Source organism: Nocardia sp. CDC160 (assembly GCF_035818795.1).
Taxonomy (GTDB): domain Bacteria; phylum Actinomycetota; class Actinomycetes; order Mycobacteriales; family Mycobacteriaceae; genus Nocardia.
In genome coordinates, this window is record NZ_JAYKYT010000001.1 from 1,072,499 (window position 1) to 1,090,859 (window position 18,361).

Genomic DNA, 18,361 nt, shown 5'->3' on the forward strand with positions numbered 1-18,361 from the left:
GAGGGTGGCAGTGAGTCTGTTGGGGAAGGCCGGACGCGCACCGGCACAGGAATCAGGTTTCACCGCGCATCAGGCAGGAGTGGATCGCCTGCTGGCCTCCTATCGGGCCATCCCACCCGATGCGAACGTACGCCTGGCCAAGAAGACGTCCAACCTCTTCCGGGCCCGGGCGCGCACCACCGCGCCGGGACTCGACGTGTCCGGATTGACGCAGGTCATCGCGGTCGACCCGGAGGCCCGCACGGCCGATGTGGCGGGCATGACGACCTATGAGGACCTGGTCGCCACCACCCTGCGCTACGGACTCGCCCCGCTGGTGGTGCCGCAGCTCAAGACCATCACCCTGGGCGGTGCGGTCACCGGGCTGGGCATCGAGTCCACCTCCTTCCGCAATGGCCTGCCGCACGAATCGGTCCTGGAGATCGACGTGCTCACCGGCGCCGGGGAGATCGTCACCGCGACCCGCGACGGCGAGCACGCGGATCTGTTCCGCGGCTTCCCGAATTCGTACGGCACACTGGGCTATTCGACGCGGCTGAAGATCGAGCTGGAGCAGGTCGAGCCCTACGTCGCCTTGCGGCACATCAGGTTTCACGATCTGCGCGAGCTCGAGGCCGCCATGGTCGCGATCATCGCCGAGCGCGCCTGGGACGGCGAGCGGGTCGACTACCTCGACGGCGTGGTGTTCACCGCCGACGAGAGCTACCTGGTGCTGGGACGCCAGACCGACGAGCCCGGCCCGGTCAGCGACTACACCGGCATGGACATCTTCTACCGGTCCATCCAGCACGACTCCAAGCAGCCCAAGCGGGATCGGCTGACCATTCACGACTACCTGTGGCGCTGGGACACCGACTGGTTCTGGTGCTCACGGGCTTTCGGCGCGCAGAATCCGACCATCCGCCGGTTCTGGCCCAAGCAGTACCGGCGCTCGAGCTTCTACTGGAAGCTCATCGCGCTGGATCACAAGTACGCCATCGGCGACAAGATCGAAGCGCGGCACGGGAATCCGCCGCGCGAGCGGGTGGTGCAGGACATCGAGGTGCCCATCGAGCGCACCGCGGACTTCGTGGAGTGGTTCCTGCGCGACATCCCGATCGAGCCGATCTGGTTGTGCCCCTTGCGGTTGCGAGACACCGAGGGCGAGCGCCCCTGGCCGTTGTATCCGCTCGAGCCCGACCGCACGTACGTCAATGTCGGCTTCTGGTCGGCGGTGCCGACCACGCCGGGACAGCCGGAGGGCGCGGCCAACCGCGCCATCGAGCGCAAGGTTTCCGAACTGGACGGTCATAAATCCCTGTATTCGGACGCCTACTACGACCAGGATGAGTTCGCCGCGCTCTACTACGGCGGCGACACCTATTCCTCCCTCAAGAAACGCTACGACCCGGATTCTCGTCTACTGGATCTGTATTCGAAGGCGGTGCAACGCAAGTGACCACGTTCAAGGACCGTTCCGACGTATTCGCCGAGCTCGGAACCAAACTCAGCATTGCCGAGATCTTCGAGACGCTGCTCGACGGCCCCGTGCCCATTCGGCTGACCTGCTACGACGGCAGCAGTGCCGGTCCGGAGGACTCCGAGTTCGGCCTCGAGATCAAGACCCCGCGCGGGGTCAACTACATCGCCACCGCGCCCGGCGACCTCGGCCTGGCCCGCGCCTACATCGCGGGTGACCTGGAAGCCCACGGTGTGCATCCCGGCGACCCCTACGAGCTGCTGAAGGCCATGGGCGGCTTGAAGTTCCGCCGCCCCACCGCCCTGCAGCTGGTGGTCATCGCGCGCTCGCTGGGCTGGGAGCTGCTCAAGCCGATCGCCCCGCCGCCGCAGGAGACGCTGCCACGCTGGCGGCGCATCGCCATGGAAGGCCTGCGGCACAGCAAGGCTCGCGACGCCGAGGCCATCCACCATCACTACGACGTCTCCAACACCTTCTACGAGTACGTGCTGGGACCGTCCATGACCTACACCTGCGCCGCCTACGAGGATCCGGCCTGGACCCTCGAGCAGGCGCAGGAGAACAAGTACCGCCTGGTCTTCGACAAGCTGAACCTGAAGGCCGGGGATCGGCTGCTCGATATCGGGTGCGGCTGGGGCGGCATGGTGCGCTACGCCGCCAAGCGCGGGGTCAAGGTCATCGGCGCGACCCTGTCCGCCGAGCAGGCCGAGTGGGCGCAGGCCAAGATCGCCGAGGAGGGCCTGTCCGACCTGGCCGAGGTGCGCCACTCCGACTACCGCGACGTGCGCGAGGGCGACTTCGACGCGGTGTCCTCCATCGGGCTCACCGAACACATCGGGGTGCACAACTACCCGGCGTACTTCGAGTTCATCAAGTCGAAGCTGAAGGTCGGCGGCCTGTTCCTCAACCACTCGATCACCCGGCCGGACAACACCCGCGTCACCAAGGCGGGCGACTTCATCGACCGCTACGTCTTCCCCGACGGCGAGCTGGCGGGCTCCGGGCGCATCATCTCCGAGATCCAGAACGTGGGCCTCGAGGTGCTGCACGAGGAGAACCTGCGTCGGCACTACGCGCTCACGCTGGCCGAATGGTGCGACAACCTGGTGAAGAACTGGGACGACGCGGTGGCCGAGGTGGGCGAGGGCACCGCCAAGGTGTGGGGGCTGTACATGGCTGGCTGTCAGCTGGGCTTCGAGCGGAATGTGGTGCAGCTGCACCAGATTCTGGGTGTGAAGCTGGGTGAGGACCAGGCCTGGACGGTGCCACTGCGTCCCTGGTGGAAGGCGTAGGAACGCTCGTAAGACCAAGAAGGAGTGCGCCTTTGGCGCACTCCTTCTTACGTTCTACGACGATATGCCCGGCACCGGGATTCCCAATCGCGCTGTCAGCCAAGGGAATGACGAGGTGAACGCCGAGGCGGCGAACTGCCAGGTGTGCCCGCCGACGGTGGTGTGCACCGTGCAGTCGATGCCGACCTTCTTGCCCTCGTCGCACAGTTTCTCGGCGGCACCTTCCTCATTGGTGTCCCGGACGCCGTCGCGGCCGCCCTTGCCGATCTGCTCCTCGTTCACCTTCGGCATGCCCGGGTAGTGCATCTGCTGGCCGTTGGGCTGCTGGCCGGAGTCGTTGCGCTTGGGCGCGGTCAGATCGTCGAACAGGCCAACGACATTCGTGTACGGCCCGTGCTTCGCCATGACCGTCAGCGGGTCGAATTCGGCGTAGGCGTCGGCGTTTCCGCCGTAGAGGCGCTTGATGGTCTGTTCCTTGGTGCCCGCCGTCGGCCCCAGATCCCCCGCGATATCGACGAAGGTGCCGAACAGCTCCGGATGCATGACGGCCAGATCCACCGCGCAGGTGCCGCCCATGGACCAGCCGACCACCGCCCACAGTGCCGGATCGGGCGAGACCCCGAAGGTCGACTCCATATAGCCCGGCACATCCTTGGTCAGATGGTCGGCGGCATTGCCGCGCGGGCCGTTCACGCATTCGGTGTCGTTGTTGAAGCTGCCGCCCGCGTCCACGAACACCAGCACGGGCGTCACACCATTGTTCCTGGCCGCGAAATCGTCCACGGCGGGCATGATCTGGCCGCTGCGGGCCCAGTCGGCGGGCGTATTGAACTCCCCGCCGATCATCATGACGGTCGGCAGCGCGGGCGGCTTGTCACCGGCGAACCACGCGGGCGGCAGGTACACGTATTCGCTGCGATGCCGGAAGTCGCTGCCCGCCTCCGGAATATCGACCTCGACGATCCGACCCGTCCCCACATTGGTATTGCGCAGCGACGCCAGCTCGTCCTGGTCGACCTGGTGCGGCAGCGGATCGGCATTGACCGCGTCCCACGCCGCCTGCACGGTCGGGTAGTAGCCGACCCACTGGTTGAGCACGACACCCGTGTACAGCAGCGCCACCGGCACCGCCAGCACCGCGGCGATGCGCTGCCACCAGGATCCGGTCCGCAGGCCGACGAGGGCGGCCGCGAGCCCGGCCCCCGTCAGACCCACACACGCCCACAACAGCGCCGGGGCCGGATCCGAGGCCAAGCCCTGATCATTGGTGTAGCTCCACGCCGCCCAGGCAGCGGCCCCGCCCACCACCGCGCACACCGGCATCCACAGCAGCCACCAGCGGCGAGTGAACCGCGCGAACGCCAGCACCAGCAGCAGCACCGCGACGAACAGCACCACCTGCGGCACCCAGCCGTGCAGCAGCGAAAGCCCATGGTGGAAGCCCGGATACCCGGTCCGCGCGGCCGGTGCCTGCGGTGCGGGCGGCGGCCCGAGGGGCGGAGACTGCATCGGTGCCTGGGGCAATCGCATCGGCGCACGGGTCAATGACACGACGGCGATTGTCGACGAGTTTCCTCGAGAAAGGCTGTGAACACCCTCCACGAAGACTGGACGCCGGGCCGTCGGCTACAGCAGGGGCACCAACCCTCACAGCAGCGAGTCCAAGAACCGGCGCGGGAGCTCCTGACCGTCCGGACCCGGCGCGCCCAGCGGCATCTCGTGCCGCAGGGTGCGCAGGATATTGAGGACGCCCGGCCCCGCGTCCAAGAGCGGTCGCGGCCAACCCAATTCGGCGCACCGTATCACCACCGGGCTCAACACCGCGATGGATTCGCCCAGCCAGCCCGAGGCGGACAGGCATTCGGCCAATAGCAGCGCCGCATCCAATTCCGCGCGCGGGCGGTGTTGATCGCGGATCCGCGCGTGCAGGGCGCGGGCCCGTTTGACCGCGGTGTCATCGGTGCCCAGCGGCGCGAGATCGTCGCTGCCGCGGTCCTCCCCGCGATAGTGCCGGGCCAGCAGCGCGCGAATGGTGGCGATCTCCTCGGCCTCGGCGGCAAGTGCCGCCGAGCCCGTGGCGTGGCGCAGCGAGCGCACCATGGGATCGGTGACCAGTCCGGCGGTGAGCGGATCGGCGGGCAGACCCAATCGCATGCGCTCGGCGCGCACCTGGGCGGCCAGCCGGGTGAGCTTGCGCTCGGCCGCGATTCGCGCGCCCTCGTCGAGGCGGGCCGTGGCGGTCTCCAGGTCGCCGCGCACCGCCTTCACCCGCGCCCCGCTCACGAAGATGGTCACCAGGAAGTCGACCGGCCCGACCCGGGCGGTCAATTCGTGGCTCTGATCCAGCAGTCGCTCGGCCATGTCCAGGTCCCCGCGCCGGTAGGCCAGCTCACCCAGCAGCGCGGCCGCCACCCGGGCCGGATTCGAGCGCGAACCCGCCCGGTCCCGCGCGGTCTGCCAGGCCTTCTCGAAACACTGTGTGGCGGTGTCGATATCGAGTTCCTCGTAGGCGGCCGCACCCTGGCCGCACAGCCCGAACACCGCGCCCAGCGGATCCGCCGAGCGGGCGTGATAGGGCTCGGCCCACTCCTGCATCCGCCGCGCGCCCTCGAAGTCGAACTCGCACAGGCGCACGTACGAGGCCAGATTCGCGGCCGTGGACACCGTCCAGGGCGGGAGTTCGTCGGCCAGCTTCAGGCTTTCGGCGAGCTTGTCCAGCACCCCGTCGGTGCGATCGCGGGCCACCTGGTCGGCCGCGGCCAGCACCGCGGCCTGGCAGCGCTGGTGCGCCGCCTCGGTGTCATTGGGTGAGCTGCGGGCCAGCATGTTCGACAGCCGCCCCAACGCCGTGCGGGCCGCGCCCGACTGCTGCAGGTTCACATTCGCCCGGGCCAGCGCCATCAAGAGCTTGGATCGCGAAGCCACCTGCTGCACCGGCAGTTTCGACACGGTCCCGAACAGCGTGGCCAGCCGCGAACTGTCGATCAGGTCCATGCCGCCCTTCTCGACCAGATCCAGGGCGTACTTCAGATCGGTGGCGGCCAGCGCGTGATCCACCGACTGGCGAATCAGATTGTGCTCGGCGAACCAGCGGGAAGCCTTGCCGTGCAACTTCTTCAGCTGTCCGGGCTGGGCGCGATCGAGTCGGGCGCGCAGATGCTCGGCCACCATCGGCTGCATGCGGTACCAGCTGGAATCCCCGGCGAGCCGGTGCAGGAACAATTCTCGCTGCTCGGCCTGCTCGAGCAGCTCGGCCGCGTCGGACGCACCGGTCAGGGCCTCGGCCAGGGACGCGTTCACCCGCTCGGGAACCGCTATGGCGCTGAGGAATTCGAGCATGCGGGGCTCGATGGTGTCGAACACGTTCTCGGCGAGGTACTCGCGAATCGCCTTGTTGTCGCCGGAGAGTCCGGCGATGAGCCGGTCCACGTCATGGTCAGTCGAGCGCAGCGACAGGCCCGCGAGCTGGATCGCGGCGGGCCAGCCGTCGGTGGCGGTGTGGATCTGCTCGACCTGGCGGTCGCTCAACTCCAGCCCCATGCGCTCGACCAGGATCTGGCGGGTCTCGTCCGCGGTCAGCCGCAGCTCCTGGGCCCCGATCTCCACCAGCTCGTCGGCCACCTGCAGGCGGCTCAGCGGCAGCCCGGCCCGCTCCCGACTGGTGATCACGAAACGCAGGTGGTGCGAACAATTGTCGAGCAGCGACTCCATGGCCCGCTGCGCCCCGGAATCGGTGATGCGATGCCAGTCGTCGACAACGACCACCACCGGGGCGTCACTGGCCGCGAGTTCGTCGATGAGCGCCGACACCGCGTACGGCACCGCCTCGGCGGGCCGCTCCTCCAGCAGCTGCTCGAGCCCCGCGCCGATCTCCGGCCGCACCTTGCGAATCGCGGCGATGATGTGCGACAGCAACCAGACCTCATTGTTGTCGGCGTCGCTGTCGATGCCGATCCAGGCCACCGCCACCCCGCGATCGGTGAGCTCACCGCACCACTGCAGGGCCACCGTGCTCTTGCCGAAGCCCGCCGGGCCGTGAATCATCGCCAGTCGCCGCCGCCCGCCCGCGCGCAGCGGCTCCAACAACCGGGGCCGCGGAATCGGTTCGCGCGCCGGGGTCGGCGGCAGGAATTTCGTTGCGGCCGTGGGCGGCACGGTATTGCCGGTGGCCGGGAAGCGGATGCTCGGGGAGCCCGACGGCCGCAGCGTCAACGACGGACTGCGCGGCGCGGTCACCACCGTGTGCGTGCGCTGGCGCGTATAGGCCTGTGTCGCTTCGGGATCGGTGCCCTCGCCGATCGTCTCGTCACCGGAGAGCAAGGCCATCTCGTCGGGCACCTGCCCCTGCTCGTCCTGCACGGTGCGCAGCAGTTCACCGAACTCCACCGCGCTGCCCGGCCGGTCCCGCGGGTCCGGCGCCATGGCCACCTCGATGGCCGCGGCCACCCCCGCCGGAATCTGCAACTCCCGCAGGTCCGGCACCGGTTGGCTGGTGATGCGCAGGAACTGCGCGATGACCTTCTCCCCCGCCTGCCGTTCGAAGGCGGCGTGACCGGTCAGCAGCGCGAACAGGGTGGAGCCCAGACCGTAGACGTCCGAGCGCACCGTGGGCTCGTCGCCCTTGAGCACCTCGGGGGCCGTGAACGCGGGCGAGCCGGTGATCATGCTCGTGGAGGTGCGGAAACCGCCTGGGATGCGGGCGATTCCGAAATCGGTGAGCTGCGGCTCGCCATAGCGGCTCAGCAGCACATTGGCCGGTTTCACGTCCCGGTGCAGCACCTGGGCACGGTGCGCGGTCTCGATGGCCCCGGCCAGCTTCACCCCCACCCGCAGCGAGTCGGCCCAGCTCAACGGTCCGTTGTCGCGCACCACCTGCTCCAGCGAACCCCTTGTGGCATAGGGCATCACGATGTACGGGCGGCCACTCGGTGTGACGTCCACCTGCAGGATGTCGACAATGTTCGGGTGTCCGGACAGTCGGCCCATGGCGTGTTCCTCGCGCAGGAACCGCTCCCGGCCGTCGTCGTCTATCTCGGTGGACAGCACCTTGACCGCCACCACCCGATCCAGGGACCGCTGGGCACAGCGGTACACCACCCCGAACCCACCCCGACCGATCTCCTCCGCGTCGAACAGGCCCATGGCCTCGAGCTCGTCGGTGATGCTCATGGGAAGGTATGCCTGCGTGGAGTTTTCGGAAGAGGTCTGCTCACTCCGCGAGCCACCCGGGCGCGCCTGGTTCATCTGGACCACCTCGAACTGCCACCGTCGAACTGGAACGAGCGCGTACCGAACGTACGGGCTGTTTCCGGTGTTCTACCCGCGCATAAACCAACGTAGCGCGGACCTGGACAACGTGTGCAGGAAACCGCGCCCGTGCCGTCGTCCCGACCTATCCCCGCCATACCCGTTAATCGCCGAAACCCGGGCCGCGTATTTCGCGACCCGGGTCTCGGTTTCTACAGCGTCAGCGGTGCGACCGCCTCCGGATTACTTGCGCAGCGAGGCGGGAACCTCGAAGCGGCTGCCGAACTTGGCGGCCAGCTCGTCGGCGCGGGCCACGAAGGCCTCCTGGCCGCCCGGGTAGCCCACGATGAACTGGTGGGTGCCACCGGTCCAGGCCGGGAAGCCGATGCCGAAGATCGAGCCGATATTGGCGTCGGCGGTCGAGGTCAGCACGTTCTCGTCGAAGCACTTCTGGGTCTCGATGGCCTCGGCGAACAGCATGCGGTCCTTGAGGTCCTGGAAGGTGACACCCTCCGGGAGCTCGGTCGAGGTCTTGAACAGCGACCGCAGCTCCGGCCACAGGCTGGTGGCCTTGCCGTTGTCGTAGTCGTAGAAGCCCGCGCCACCGGCCTTGCCCTTGCGGTCGAACTCGCCCACCAGCTTGTCGAGGATCTGCGCGGTCGCCGCGGAGGCCGCGTCGATCTCGCCGCCCGCGGCCACGATGGCCTCGGCGGTCTCCTTGTAGATCTTCTGCATGGTGGTGAAGTTCAGCTCGTCCGACAGCTTCAGCGGCGCCGCCGGGTAGCCCGCCTGCAGACCGGCCTGCTCGATGGTCTGCGGGTCGACGCCCTCACCGAGCATCATGATGGCCTCGTTGATGAACTTGCCGATCACGCGCGAGGTGTAGAAGCCGCGCGAGTCGTTCACCACGATCGGGGTCTTGCGGATCGCGAGGGTGTAGTCGTACACGCGAGCCAGCGCCTCGTCGGAGGTCTTCTCGCCCTTGATGATCTCGACCAGCGGCATCTTGTCGACCGGCGAGAAGAAGTGGATGCCGATGAAGTCCTCGGACCGCTTCACGCCGTTGGCCAGCAGGGTGATCGGCAGGGTCGAGGTGTTGGAGCCGAGCAGCGCGTCGGCGTCCACGATGTCCTCGATCTCCTGGAAGACCTTGGCCTTGAGCTCCGGGTTCTCGAACACGGCCTCGATGACGAAGTCCACGCCCGCGAAGTCGGCCGCGTCGGCGGTCGGCTTGATGCGGTCGAGCAGGGTCTTGGACTTCTCCTCGGTGGTCTTGCCACGCGAGAGCGCCTTCTCCTCGAGCTTGACCGAGTAGTCCTTGCCCTTGTTGGCGGCCTCGATGGTGACGTCCTTGAGGACGACGTCGATACCGGCCTTGGCGGTGACGTACGCGATGCCCGCGCCCATCATGCCCGCGCCGATCACGCCGACCTTCTTGATCTCACGCTTCGGCACGTCCTTAGGACGCGAACCACCGTTGTTGATCGCCTGCAGGTCGAAGAAGAACGCCTGGATCATGTTCTTGGCGACCGGGCCGGTCAGCAGGGACACAAAGTAGCGCGACTCGATGAGCGAGGCATTGTCGAAGTCGACCTGCGCGCCCTCGACCGCGGCGGCCATGATGGCCTGCGGCGCGGGCATGTTCTGGCCCTTGAGCTGCTTGCGCAGGTTGGCCGGGAAGGCCGGGAGGTTGGCGGCCAGCGCCGGGGTGGACGGGGTGCCGCCCGGGATCTTGAAGCCCTTCTTGTCCCAGGGCTGCACGGCGGCGTCCGGGTTGTCCTTGTTGGCCAGGATCCACGCCTTGGCGGCCGGGACCAGCTCCTCGACGGAACCGACGACCTCGTTGACCAGGCCGGTGGCCTTGGCCTTCTGGGCGTTGAACTCGTTGCCCTGCAACAGGACACCCATCAGGCCGTTGGCGATGCCGAGCATGCGGGTGATGCGGGTGACACCGCCACCGGCGGGCAGCAGGCCCAGCTTCACCTCGGGCAGGCCGATCTTCAGGCCCTTCACATCGGCGGCGATGCGGTAGTGGGTGGCCAGGGTGATCTCCAGGCCGCCACCGAGGGCCGCGCCGTTGATGGCCGAGACAACCGGCTTGCCCAGCTGCTCGAGGCGACGCAGGTCGCTCTTGATGAAGGTCAGTTCCTCCATGATGGCCGCGGCGTCGGCCGGGGTGGTCTGCATCATGTTCTTGAGGTCACCACCGGCGAAGAAGGTCTTCTTGGCGGAGGTGATGACGACACCGGTGATGTCGTCCTTCTCGGCGACCAGGCGGTCCACGGTGGCCCGCATGGAGTCCTTGTAGAGCTGGTTCATGGTGTTGGCGCCCTGGTTCGGGTCGTCCATGGTCAGCACGACGATACCGTCGGCGTCCTTTTCCCAGCCGATCATGTTCTCGGTCATAGTCTTTCGTGTCTCCCTTGAGAAAAGTCGGTGGGCGTCAGACGCGCTCGATGATGGTGGCGACACCCATGCCGCCGCCGATGCAGAGGGTGATCAGCGCGTAGCGCGCGTTGCGACGGTGCAGCTCGTCGACCATGGTGCCGGTGATCATGGCGCCGGTGGCGCCCAGCGGGTGACCCATGGCGATGGCGCCGCCGTTGACGTTGAGCTTCTCGTCCGGGATCTGCAGATCCTTCTGGAACTTCAGCACGACGGAGGCGAAGGCCTCGTTGATCTCGTAGAGGTCGATGTCCTCACGCTTCAGACCGGCCTTGGCCAGCGCCTTCTCGGCGGCCGGGGTCGGACCGGTGAGCATGATGGTGGCGTCGGCGCCGGAGGTGGCGGTGGCGACGATGCGGGCGCGCGGGGTCAGACCCGAAGCGGCACCGGCCTCTTCGGAGCCGACCAGCACCATGGCGGCGCCGTCGACGATGCCCGAGGAGTTACCACCGGTGTGGACGTGGTTGATGCGCTCGACGTAGTGGTAGCGCTGCATGGCGACGGCGTCGAAGCCGCCCATCTCACCGATGCCCTCGAAGGCCGACTTCAGCTTGCCCAGGTCGGCGGCGGTGGTGCCGCGACGCATGTGCTCGTCGTGGTCCAGCACGGTCAGGCCGTTGATGTCCTTGACCGGGACGACGGACTTGGCGAAGTAGCCGTTGTCCCACGCCTTGGCGGACAGCTCCTGCGAGCGGACGGCGTAGGCGTCCACGTCGTCACGGGAGAAGCCCTCGATGGTGGCGATCAGGTCGGCCGAAATGCCCTGCGGGACAATGTAGCTGTCGTAGCTGGTCTTCGGGTCCATGAACATGGCGCCGCCGTCGGAGCCCATCGGCACGCGGGACATGGACTCCACGCCACCGGCGATGACCAGGTCGTCGAAGCCGGAGCGGACCTTCTGCGCGGCCAGGTTGACGGCCTCGAGGCCGGAGGCGCAGAAGCGGTTGATCTGGAAGCCGCCGACGGTGTCGGGCAGGCCCGCGGTCAGCACGGTGGTGCGGGCGATGTCGGCGCCCTGGTCACCGACCGGCGAGACGACACCCAGGATGATGTCCGAGATGCGATCCTCGTCCAGGTTGGGGAACCGGTTCCGCAGCTCCTGGACCAGACCGGTGGTCAGGTCGATCGGCTTGACCGAGTGCAGAGCGCCCCCGCGGTTCTTGCCGCGCGGGGTGCGGATGGCCTCGTAAATGTAGGCCTCTGTGGTCATATCGGAGTTTTCCTCTCTTGGGTGCGCCGTCACCGCGTTGTGCGGAGCGGCCGCGGGTAACCTCGCCGACCGGCCTCTCGACCGATCGCCTGACGCTGTACAAACCACGTCACGAGCAGGTTTGTTGACGCTCCAGTAGGCCCTCACGCCTGGGCATACCTTAGAACCTCGCGAAACCGATACTCACGGCCACCCGATCATAGTACCGAACTATGCGAACTCCGGTTAACTTAATCTGCCCCGCAGGCGAACTGTCAACCCTCGAGAGGTGTGGCCCCCAACTCCGACCGCAGCAGCGCTAGCGCCACCTCATCCGGGTCGCGACGCTCCTCCGGAGGCACCGGCCTGGCCGACTCCTCGAGCATCTCCCGCTCTTCCTCCGGCGTAGTAGCAGGTGGGACGCCGTCATAACCTACCGGCGAGTAGTCCCCCGGCCCCGGATCATCGGGAAGGTCCGGCCCGTCAGGTAGTGGAATATCGTCCTCGGGCGGCGCGAACCGGGCGTTGCTCGCCTCGGACGAATCGCCACCCGACGGAGCCGACGGCGCGGGGGGCGGGGCGGCCGGAGTCGCGGGCGCGGGTGAGCTGCCCCACCCGCTCGCGGCGGGCTCGGCCACCGGCGCGGCCGGGGCCGCCTTGGCCTGACTCGGCCGGGAGAACTTCGGCGCGGCCTTCTTCGGCGCGGCGGGCGCGGCCGGTGCCGCGGGCCCTCGGCTCGCACCCGCCTTCGCGGCGCCACCGCCCGATCCGGCCCCGCCGACCTCCCACTTCACCCCGTGCTCACGCCCCAACACGGCCTTGACCGCCGACTGCACCGCCTCCACGTACTGCGGCTGCGACAGCCGCTGCGCCAGCGGCGCGTGCTGATGCGCGAAGACGATCGTCTCCCCCTCCACCCGCGCCACACTGGCCCCGGACAACAGCGCATGCACCGCCGCCCCGAACTCCCGCACCTTGGCCCGAATATCCGCCCACGCCGCCTCGATCTCGGCCAGCACGGCATCGCCCACGGGCGCGGCCTGACTCACCGGCGATTCCTCGGCAGCCGCCGCGATCGGTTCCGCGACCGGCTCGGGTGCGACGACCGGCTCGGGAGCCGCGATCGGCTCGGGCGCGGTTGTCGGGGCAATCGATTCCGCGGGTGCGGGTTCGATGGGTGCCGGTTCGGCCGGGGCGGAAACCTGCTGCGCGGCAGGCGTTTCCGCCGGAACTTCCACGTCCACAGCTGCGGGCGGAGTGGCAACAGCTTCGGGCGCGGGCGAGATCTGTTGCGCCGCAGCGCGCTCGGCAGGATGGGCAGCCACGGCCGGGCTGAGCTCCGGCGGGCGGACCGCGCTGCTGGCGGGCGCGGGATCAGGGGGCGTCGGCACGGCGGCCGGTGCCGGGGCTACCGGCGCGGGTGCCGTTTCGGCGTCGGGAACCGCTGGCTCACCGGACTTTTCGGCGCGCATGGCGGCCAGGGCGGCAGCACCGCGACGACCCGGGGGCGCGGCGGCGGCCGCGGACGACGCCGGGGTCGTGGCTGCCTGTTGCGGCGCGGCCTGGGCCTGTTGCGGGGTGGCCGGGATTGCGCCCGTGGCGATTCGGCGTTCCAGCTGCTCCAAGCGTTGCAGAGTGGCCGTTTCGGCGTCGGAGGCCGCAGGCAGGAGCATGCGGGCGGCGATGACCTCGAGCAGGAGGCGGGGGTTGGTGGCGCCGCGCATGTCGCCGAGGCCCTCGTGGAGGAGTTCGGCGTGGCGGGCCAGGGTGGCGGGGCCGAGGCGGTCGGCCTGGGCGCGCATGCGGTCGAGGACATCGCCGGGGCCGGTGACCAGGTTGCGCTCGGTGGCATCGGGGACGGCGCGCAGCAGGATCAGGTCGCGGAGGCGCTCGAGCAGGTCGGTGGCGAAGCGGCGGGGGTCGTGGCCCGCCTCCACCACGCGGTCGATGGTGCCGAACAGGGCCGCGCCGTCGGCGGTGGCCAGGGCCTCGACGGCATCGTCGATCAGGGCGACGTCGGTGACGCCGAGCAGCGAGACCGCGCGGGGGTAGGTGACGCCCTCGGGACCCGCGCCCGCGAGCAGCTGGTCGAGCACGCTGAGGCTGTCGCGGGGCGAGCCGCCGCCCGCGCGAATCACCAAGGGATACACCGACTCCTCGACCTGCACGCCCTCTTGATCGCAGATCTTGCCGAGCAGCCCGCGCATGGTGGCGGGCGGGAGCAGACGGAAGGGGTAGTGGTGGGTGCGCGAGCGGATGGTGGGCAGCACCTTGTCCGGCTCGGTGGTGGCGAAGACGAAGATCAGGTGGGCGGGCGGCTCCTCCACGATCTTGAGCAGCGCGTTGAAGCCCGCGGTGGTGACCATGTGCGCCTCGTCGACGATGAAGACGCGATAACGGGATTCGGCGGGCGCGTAGAAGGCGCGGTCGCGCAGTTCGCGGGTGTCGTCCACACCGCCGTGGCTGGCGGCGTCGAGTTCGATGACGTCGAGGTTGCCGGAACCGCCCGGGCCCAGCGCCACACACGACGAGCACACGCCGCACGGCGTGGAGGTCGGGCCCTGCGCACAGTTCAGCGAGCGCGCGAGAATGCGCGCGGAGGAGGTCTTGCCGCATCCGCGCGGTCCCGAGAACAGGTACGCATGACTGATCCGCCCGGTGTCGAGCGCGGTACTCAGGGGATCGGTGACGTGCTCCTGACCCACCACTTCAGCGAACGTTGCCGGTCGGTACTTCCGGTACAGAGCCACGGGGGAAGGTTACCGGCCGCTACCGACACGGAACGATTCGCTGCCGGACCACCCGGACTGTGATGCAAATCACATGCATTCCGAGGGCTCAGTAGATACCGACCGGACCGAACTCCAAACCCTGCTGATCTTCGCAGCAAATTCTCAGCGTGTCTTTAGACCCGGATTGCCGAACCCGCCTCATCTGCTACGTCACCAGATACAGACTTACGTTCTGTTTCAACTCCACAGAGCGGACATAACGATCCAGTCAATCGATGCGGCAAGATCGCAATCGTTTGGCTACCGTGGACATCGGCAACTTCGGTAGCCAAACCTTCATCAGGTTGGTTGCCCCGGCCGGTCCCTCATCCCGACCGGGGCACAACCAAATCTCCCGGAGGAAATGCCCAAGTGCCGTCGCATGACGTCATCGCCGCCGCCTGGCTCTCCAGCACCGAATTCGCGGGTGACCCCGCCGCCGCCGGTCTGCTCAGTCGAGCCATCAGCCCGCACGATTACGACATCAAGCGTGATTCGCTACCGGTGTCCGCCGCCGCCGATCCGGCCACCGCGGGTGCGATCCTGGAATTACTCCAGCGCGGCCAGGTTCCGACCATGGCCGCGATCAAGACCCTCATCGTGCAGAACGACATGCGCGCCGAGGCCGAGCGCATCGAGCGGCTGGGCCGCCGGGCGCAGCGCAGCATCGACGACTTCGGGCGCGTGCTGGCCAAACTCACCGACGAGTACTGGACCGCGCACGGCACCGGTCCGACTCGTCGCGACATTCTGCTGACCGAGCCGGTGATCGCCCTGATCCGCGATCGGGTGGGCGAGATTCCGCCGACGGCCATCAAGCATCTGTGGCTGATCGAACGCGCGCAGCGCGCGGGCTGGATCGCCTACAACGCCACGCCCCGATCCCTGTGTGCCGGAAGGCGTTTCCACGCCGCGCGGTATGGAAACCGGGTCTCGCTGCGGCCGGTCAACACCATCGGCACGCTGGTCGCGGCCTATCTGCGCGATCAGGTCGCCGAACTCGGCCGCCCGCCGCGCTGGTCGGTGCTGGCCTACGAATTGCGCGACGACCGGGGTCGCCGGGTGTTCAACGACACAGCCGATGCCCGCGCCCAGCAGCAGTGGCTGGTGACCGCGGAGTGGATGGCGCTCGAGGACGGCAATCCGGTGCCCGGCCCGCGCGGATTGCGCGCCCTGGCCAAAAAGGTCAAGAGTTCCCGCAGCTAGAGCTGTTACGGGACGGTTTCCAAACTCGCATATTTGTAACAGCGCCTTAACGTGAGGATTCGGTAACTTCCACGAAACGCGATCCGCGTGGAAGGAGTTACCGCATGACACCCCACCTCGACCCGGCGGCGACGGCCTGGCTGTTGGCCGCCACGGCGTTGGTGCTGTTGATGACCCCCGGCCTGGCCATCTTCTACGGCGGCATGGTGCGGTCCAGCGGTGTGCTCAACATGCTGATGATGAGCTTCATCTCGATTCCGCTGGTGGCGGTGGTGTGGCTGCTAGGTGGCTACAGCCTGGCCTTCGGGGACGACGCGGCGGGCGGAATCATCGGCGACCTCGGGCATTTCGGGCTCGCCGGGATCAATCCGGACACCCTGCACGTGGTGGACGCGAAAACCGGTGCGGCGGTGCCGGAGCTGTTGTTCGTCACCTTCCAGCTGACCTTCGCGATTCTGACGGTGGCGCTGATCAGCGGCGCGATCGCCGATCGCGCCAAGTTCTCGGCGTGGATGATCTTCGTGCCGGTGTGGGCGCTGATCGTGTATGCCCCGATCGCGCACTGGGTGTGGACGCCGGACGGCTGGCTGAACAAGCTGGGCGCGCTGGATTACGCGGGCGGCCTGGTGGTCGAGATCGCCTCGGGCGCTTCGGCGCTGGCCATGGCGATCGTGCTCGGGCCGCGCGTGGGCTTCAAGACCGATGCCATGCGGCCGCACAATCTGCCGTTCGTGCTGTTGGGCGCGGGTCTGCTGTGGTTCGGCTGGTTCGGTTTCAATGCCGGTTCGGCCCTGCAGGCCAATGGGATTGCCGCAGCGGTGTTCCTGAACACGCTGGTGGCGGGCTGTCTGGGCATGCTGGGCTGGCTGGTGGTCGAGGCGCGCCGCGATGGCAAGCCGACCACCTTCGGCGCGGCCTCGGGCGCGGTGGCGGGTCTGGTCGCCATCACGCCGTCCTGCGGTGAGGTGAACACCATCGGCGCGGTGATCGTGGGTCTGGTCGCGGGCGTGGTGTGTTCGTTCGCGGTGAGCTGGAAGTTCAAGGGCAATTACGACGATTCGCTCGATGTGGTGGGCGTGCACTTCGTGGGCGGCATCGTGGGCACCCTGCTGATCGGGTTCCTGGCGGCCGCGGTCATGACCGGCGGTCCGGAGGGTCTGTTCTACGGCGGCGGGCTCGGGCAGCTGGGCAAGCAGGCCGTGGGTGTGATTGCGGTGGCGGCCTTCGCCTTCGGGGTGACCTTCCTGTTGGGCAAGCTGATCGACAAGGCCATCGGCTTCCGGGTCAGCCGCGAGGACGAGATCGGCGGCGTGGACTTCGCGCTGCACGCCGAAACCGCGTACGCCGAAGGCGTGCACGGGCATTCGCCGAGCCGGATCGGCAAGCCGTCGGGGCACTGAGGCGCTTGGTTGGCACTGATTCTTTCAGTTGACCTTGCTGGCCGGGACGCTGAAGGTGTTGCACGCCATGGCGCGGTCCTTGTCGTAGCCGACGACGAACCAGTCGCCCATGTTCTGCGCGGTGCCGTGGTCGCGCATATCGCCGGGGGCGTCACCCCGGTGGTAGGCGTCGTTCTTGGCCACGCCGATCTGGGCGCTGGACAGTGACCCGCCATTGCTCGAGGACGACAGGTACATGCCGTCGAAGCACTGGGCCTGCTGCTCGGTGCGGCGGGACAACTCGAGGCCAAGGTCGCTGCGCGCGCCCGCGTCCCGGCGCTGGGAGTGCACCTTGCCGAGAATTCCGGCCTGGGCCTGGACGTGGTGGCCGTATTCGTGGGCGAAGACCGACAGGTAGACCACCCAGTTGTTGCCGAATAGATCGGTCTGCAGCTGGCTGATCGGCATGTAGATGGTCATATCCGCCGAGCAGTAGAAGGCCGCGAAATTGCTGCTGTTCCCGGTGCACAGCGTAGTGATGCCGCTGGTAGTGGCCGACACGTTCAATTTCGGCTGCTCGAAGGGCAGATTCATCTTGTCGAACAACGGCTTCCACGCCGAGTACAGGCAGTCGGCGGCCGTCTGGAAGAACTTGCGGGCGACCTCGACCTGCGTACTCCACTGGGTGTAGGCGCATTTCGCGGGCAGCAGCGTGTAGTCGGGGTTGGTGAGCAACGGATTGTCCGAAGTCGCCTGTACACCGCGGTTCTCACCGGAATCGCCGGAGTAGGTGGTCTTGACCGTCGAGCCCGCGTTGATGGAGTGCAGGCCCGTGCTGACGGCGGTGCGCAGCAGGACACCCGTCACGACCAGGACCAGGATCACCAGCAGCGCTCCCACCCGACCGCGGCGCGCCGGGGTGGGGCGGGCCACCGGGAAACCACCGGTCGGCGGGGCGGCGGTGGGCGGCGGCATGGGTGCGCGGTAGCCGGGTGCGGCCTGACCGTAGGGCGGCTGGCCGTAGCCCGGGGGCGGCGGAAAGCCCTGGCGCTGTGGATAACCCGGGGGCGGGACGGCGGCACCGGGCTGCTGTGGATAACCGGGGCGTTGGGGATAACCCGGCGGTGGGACCTGGCGGCCCGGCTGTTGCGGGGTGCCGGACGGGCGGGGATAGCCGGGCGGCATCGCCGGTGTCGAATTCGGTTGCGGGGTACCGGGCCGCTGGCGCGGCACCGCCGGAAAGCCTTGCGGCGAGGCCGGGTAGGCCGGATTGCCCTGCGGCTGGGGCGTTCCCGGCGGCCGCTGGCCCGGGGGCGTGGGTCCGTGATCGGACGGTGGGCGAGTCATCCCCCGCACCCCCTCGTTCCTCAGCG

The 18,361-nt window shown here is 68.2% G+C and carries 10 protein-coding genes; 4 read left to right on the plus strand and 6 right to left on the minus strand.

The window, feature by feature from the left end:
• Nucleotides 1-10: 10 nt before the first annotated feature.
• Together VMT40_RS04800 and VMT40_RS04805 are read left to right on the plus strand one after the other, a co-directional pair.
• Nucleotides 11-1,438, plus strand: coding sequence for an FAD-binding oxidoreductase (locus VMT40_RS04800; protein ID WP_326357198.1), 1,428 nt, complete (start codon nt 11-13; stop codon nt 1,436-1,438).
• Nucleotides 1,435-2,751, plus strand: coding sequence for a class I SAM-dependent methyltransferase (locus VMT40_RS04805; protein ID WP_326356724.1), 1,317 nt, complete (start codon nt 1,435-1,437; stop codon nt 2,749-2,751). Before VMT40_RS04800 ends, VMT40_RS04805 begins: the two co-directional genes overlap by 4 nt.
• Nucleotides 2,752-2,805: 54 nt before the next feature.
• Here the strand turns inward: VMT40_RS04805 and VMT40_RS04810 are convergent, their stop codons facing one another.
• From VMT40_RS04810 to VMT40_RS04830, 5 genes are all read right to left on the minus strand, one after another.
• Nucleotides 2,806-4,260 carry an alpha/beta hydrolase gene (locus VMT40_RS04810; protein ID WP_326357199.1) on the minus strand — a complete coding sequence of 485 codons (1,455 nt, stop codon included), beginning with the start codon at nt 4,258-4,260 and terminating at the stop codon, nt 2,806-2,808.
• 138 nt (nt 4,261-4,398) lie between these two features.
• Nucleotides 4,399-7,920 (minus strand): protein kinase domain-containing protein, encoded by a 3,522-nt coding sequence (locus tag VMT40_RS04815; RefSeq protein WP_326356725.1) that lies wholly within the window; start codon nt 7,918-7,920, stop codon nt 4,399-4,401.
• Nucleotides 7,921-8,241: 321 nt separating this feature from the next.
• Nucleotides 8,242-10,404, minus strand: coding sequence for a 3-hydroxyacyl-CoA dehydrogenase NAD-binding domain-containing protein (locus tag VMT40_RS04820; RefSeq protein WP_326356726.1), 2,163 nt, complete (start codon nt 10,402-10,404; stop codon nt 8,242-8,244).
• A 37-nt stretch (nt 10,405-10,441) separates the two neighbouring features.
• Complete coding sequence (locus tag VMT40_RS04825) at nt 10,442-11,653, minus strand: acetyl-CoA C-acetyltransferase (protein WP_326356727.1); 1,212 nt, start codon at nt 11,651-11,653, stop codon at nt 10,442-10,444.
• Between the two features lie 254 nt (nt 11,654-11,907).
• Nucleotides 11,908-14,382 (minus strand): DNA polymerase III subunit gamma and tau, encoded by a 2,475-nt coding sequence (locus tag VMT40_RS04830; RefSeq protein ID WP_326356728.1) that lies wholly within the window; start codon nt 14,380-14,382, stop codon nt 11,908-11,910.
• 393 nt (nt 14,383-14,775) lie between these two features.
• Here VMT40_RS04830 and VMT40_RS04835 point away from each other — a divergent pair, with 393 nt between their 5' ends.
• Nucleotides 14,776-15,609 carry a hypothetical protein gene (locus tag VMT40_RS04835; protein ID WP_326310124.1) on the plus strand — a complete coding sequence of 278 codons (834 nt, stop codon included), beginning with the start codon at nt 14,776-14,778 and terminating at the stop codon, nt 15,607-15,609.
• A 104-nt stretch (nt 15,610-15,713) separates the two neighbouring features.
• Nucleotides 15,714-17,009 (plus strand): ammonium transporter, encoded by a 1,296-nt coding sequence (locus tag VMT40_RS04840; RefSeq protein WP_326356729.1) that lies wholly within the window; start codon nt 15,714-15,716, stop codon nt 17,007-17,009.
• 24 nt (nt 17,010-17,033) lie between these two features.
• Here VMT40_RS04840 and VMT40_RS04845 read toward each other — a convergent pair whose 3' ends face one another.
• Nucleotides 17,034-18,335 carry a neutral zinc metallopeptidase gene (locus tag VMT40_RS04845; protein ID WP_326356730.1) on the minus strand — a complete coding sequence of 434 codons (1,302 nt, stop codon included), beginning with the start codon at nt 18,333-18,335 and terminating at the stop codon, nt 17,034-17,036.
• Nucleotides 18,336-18,361 lie beyond the last annotated feature (26 nt).

What these genes read in the sequence shown, in the direction of transcription:
- VMT40_RS04810 (WP_326357199.1), bottom strand. Translation starts at nt 4,260, where the DNA reads ATGCAGTCTCCGCCCCTCGGGCCGCCGCCCGCACCGCAGGCACCGGCC.
- VMT40_RS04815 (WP_326356725.1), bottom strand. Translation starts at nt 7,920, where the DNA reads ATGAGCATCACCGACGAGCTCGAGGCCATGGGCCTGTTCGACGCGGAG.
- VMT40_RS04820 (WP_326356726.1), bottom strand. Translation starts at nt 10,404, where the DNA reads ATGACCGAGAACATGATCGGCTGGGAAAAGGACGCCGACGGTATCGTC.
- VMT40_RS04825 (WP_326356727.1), bottom strand. Translation starts at nt 11,653, where the DNA reads ATGACCACAGAGGCCTACATTTACGAGGCCATCCGCACCCCGCGCGGC.
- VMT40_RS04840 (WP_326356729.1), top strand. Translation starts at nt 15,714, where the DNA reads ATGACACCCCACCTCGACCCGGCGGCGACGGCCTGGCTGTTGGCCGCC.
- VMT40_RS04845 (WP_326356730.1), bottom strand. Translation starts at nt 18,335, where the DNA reads ATGACTCGCCCACCGTCCGATCACGGACCCACGCCCCCGGGCCAGCGG.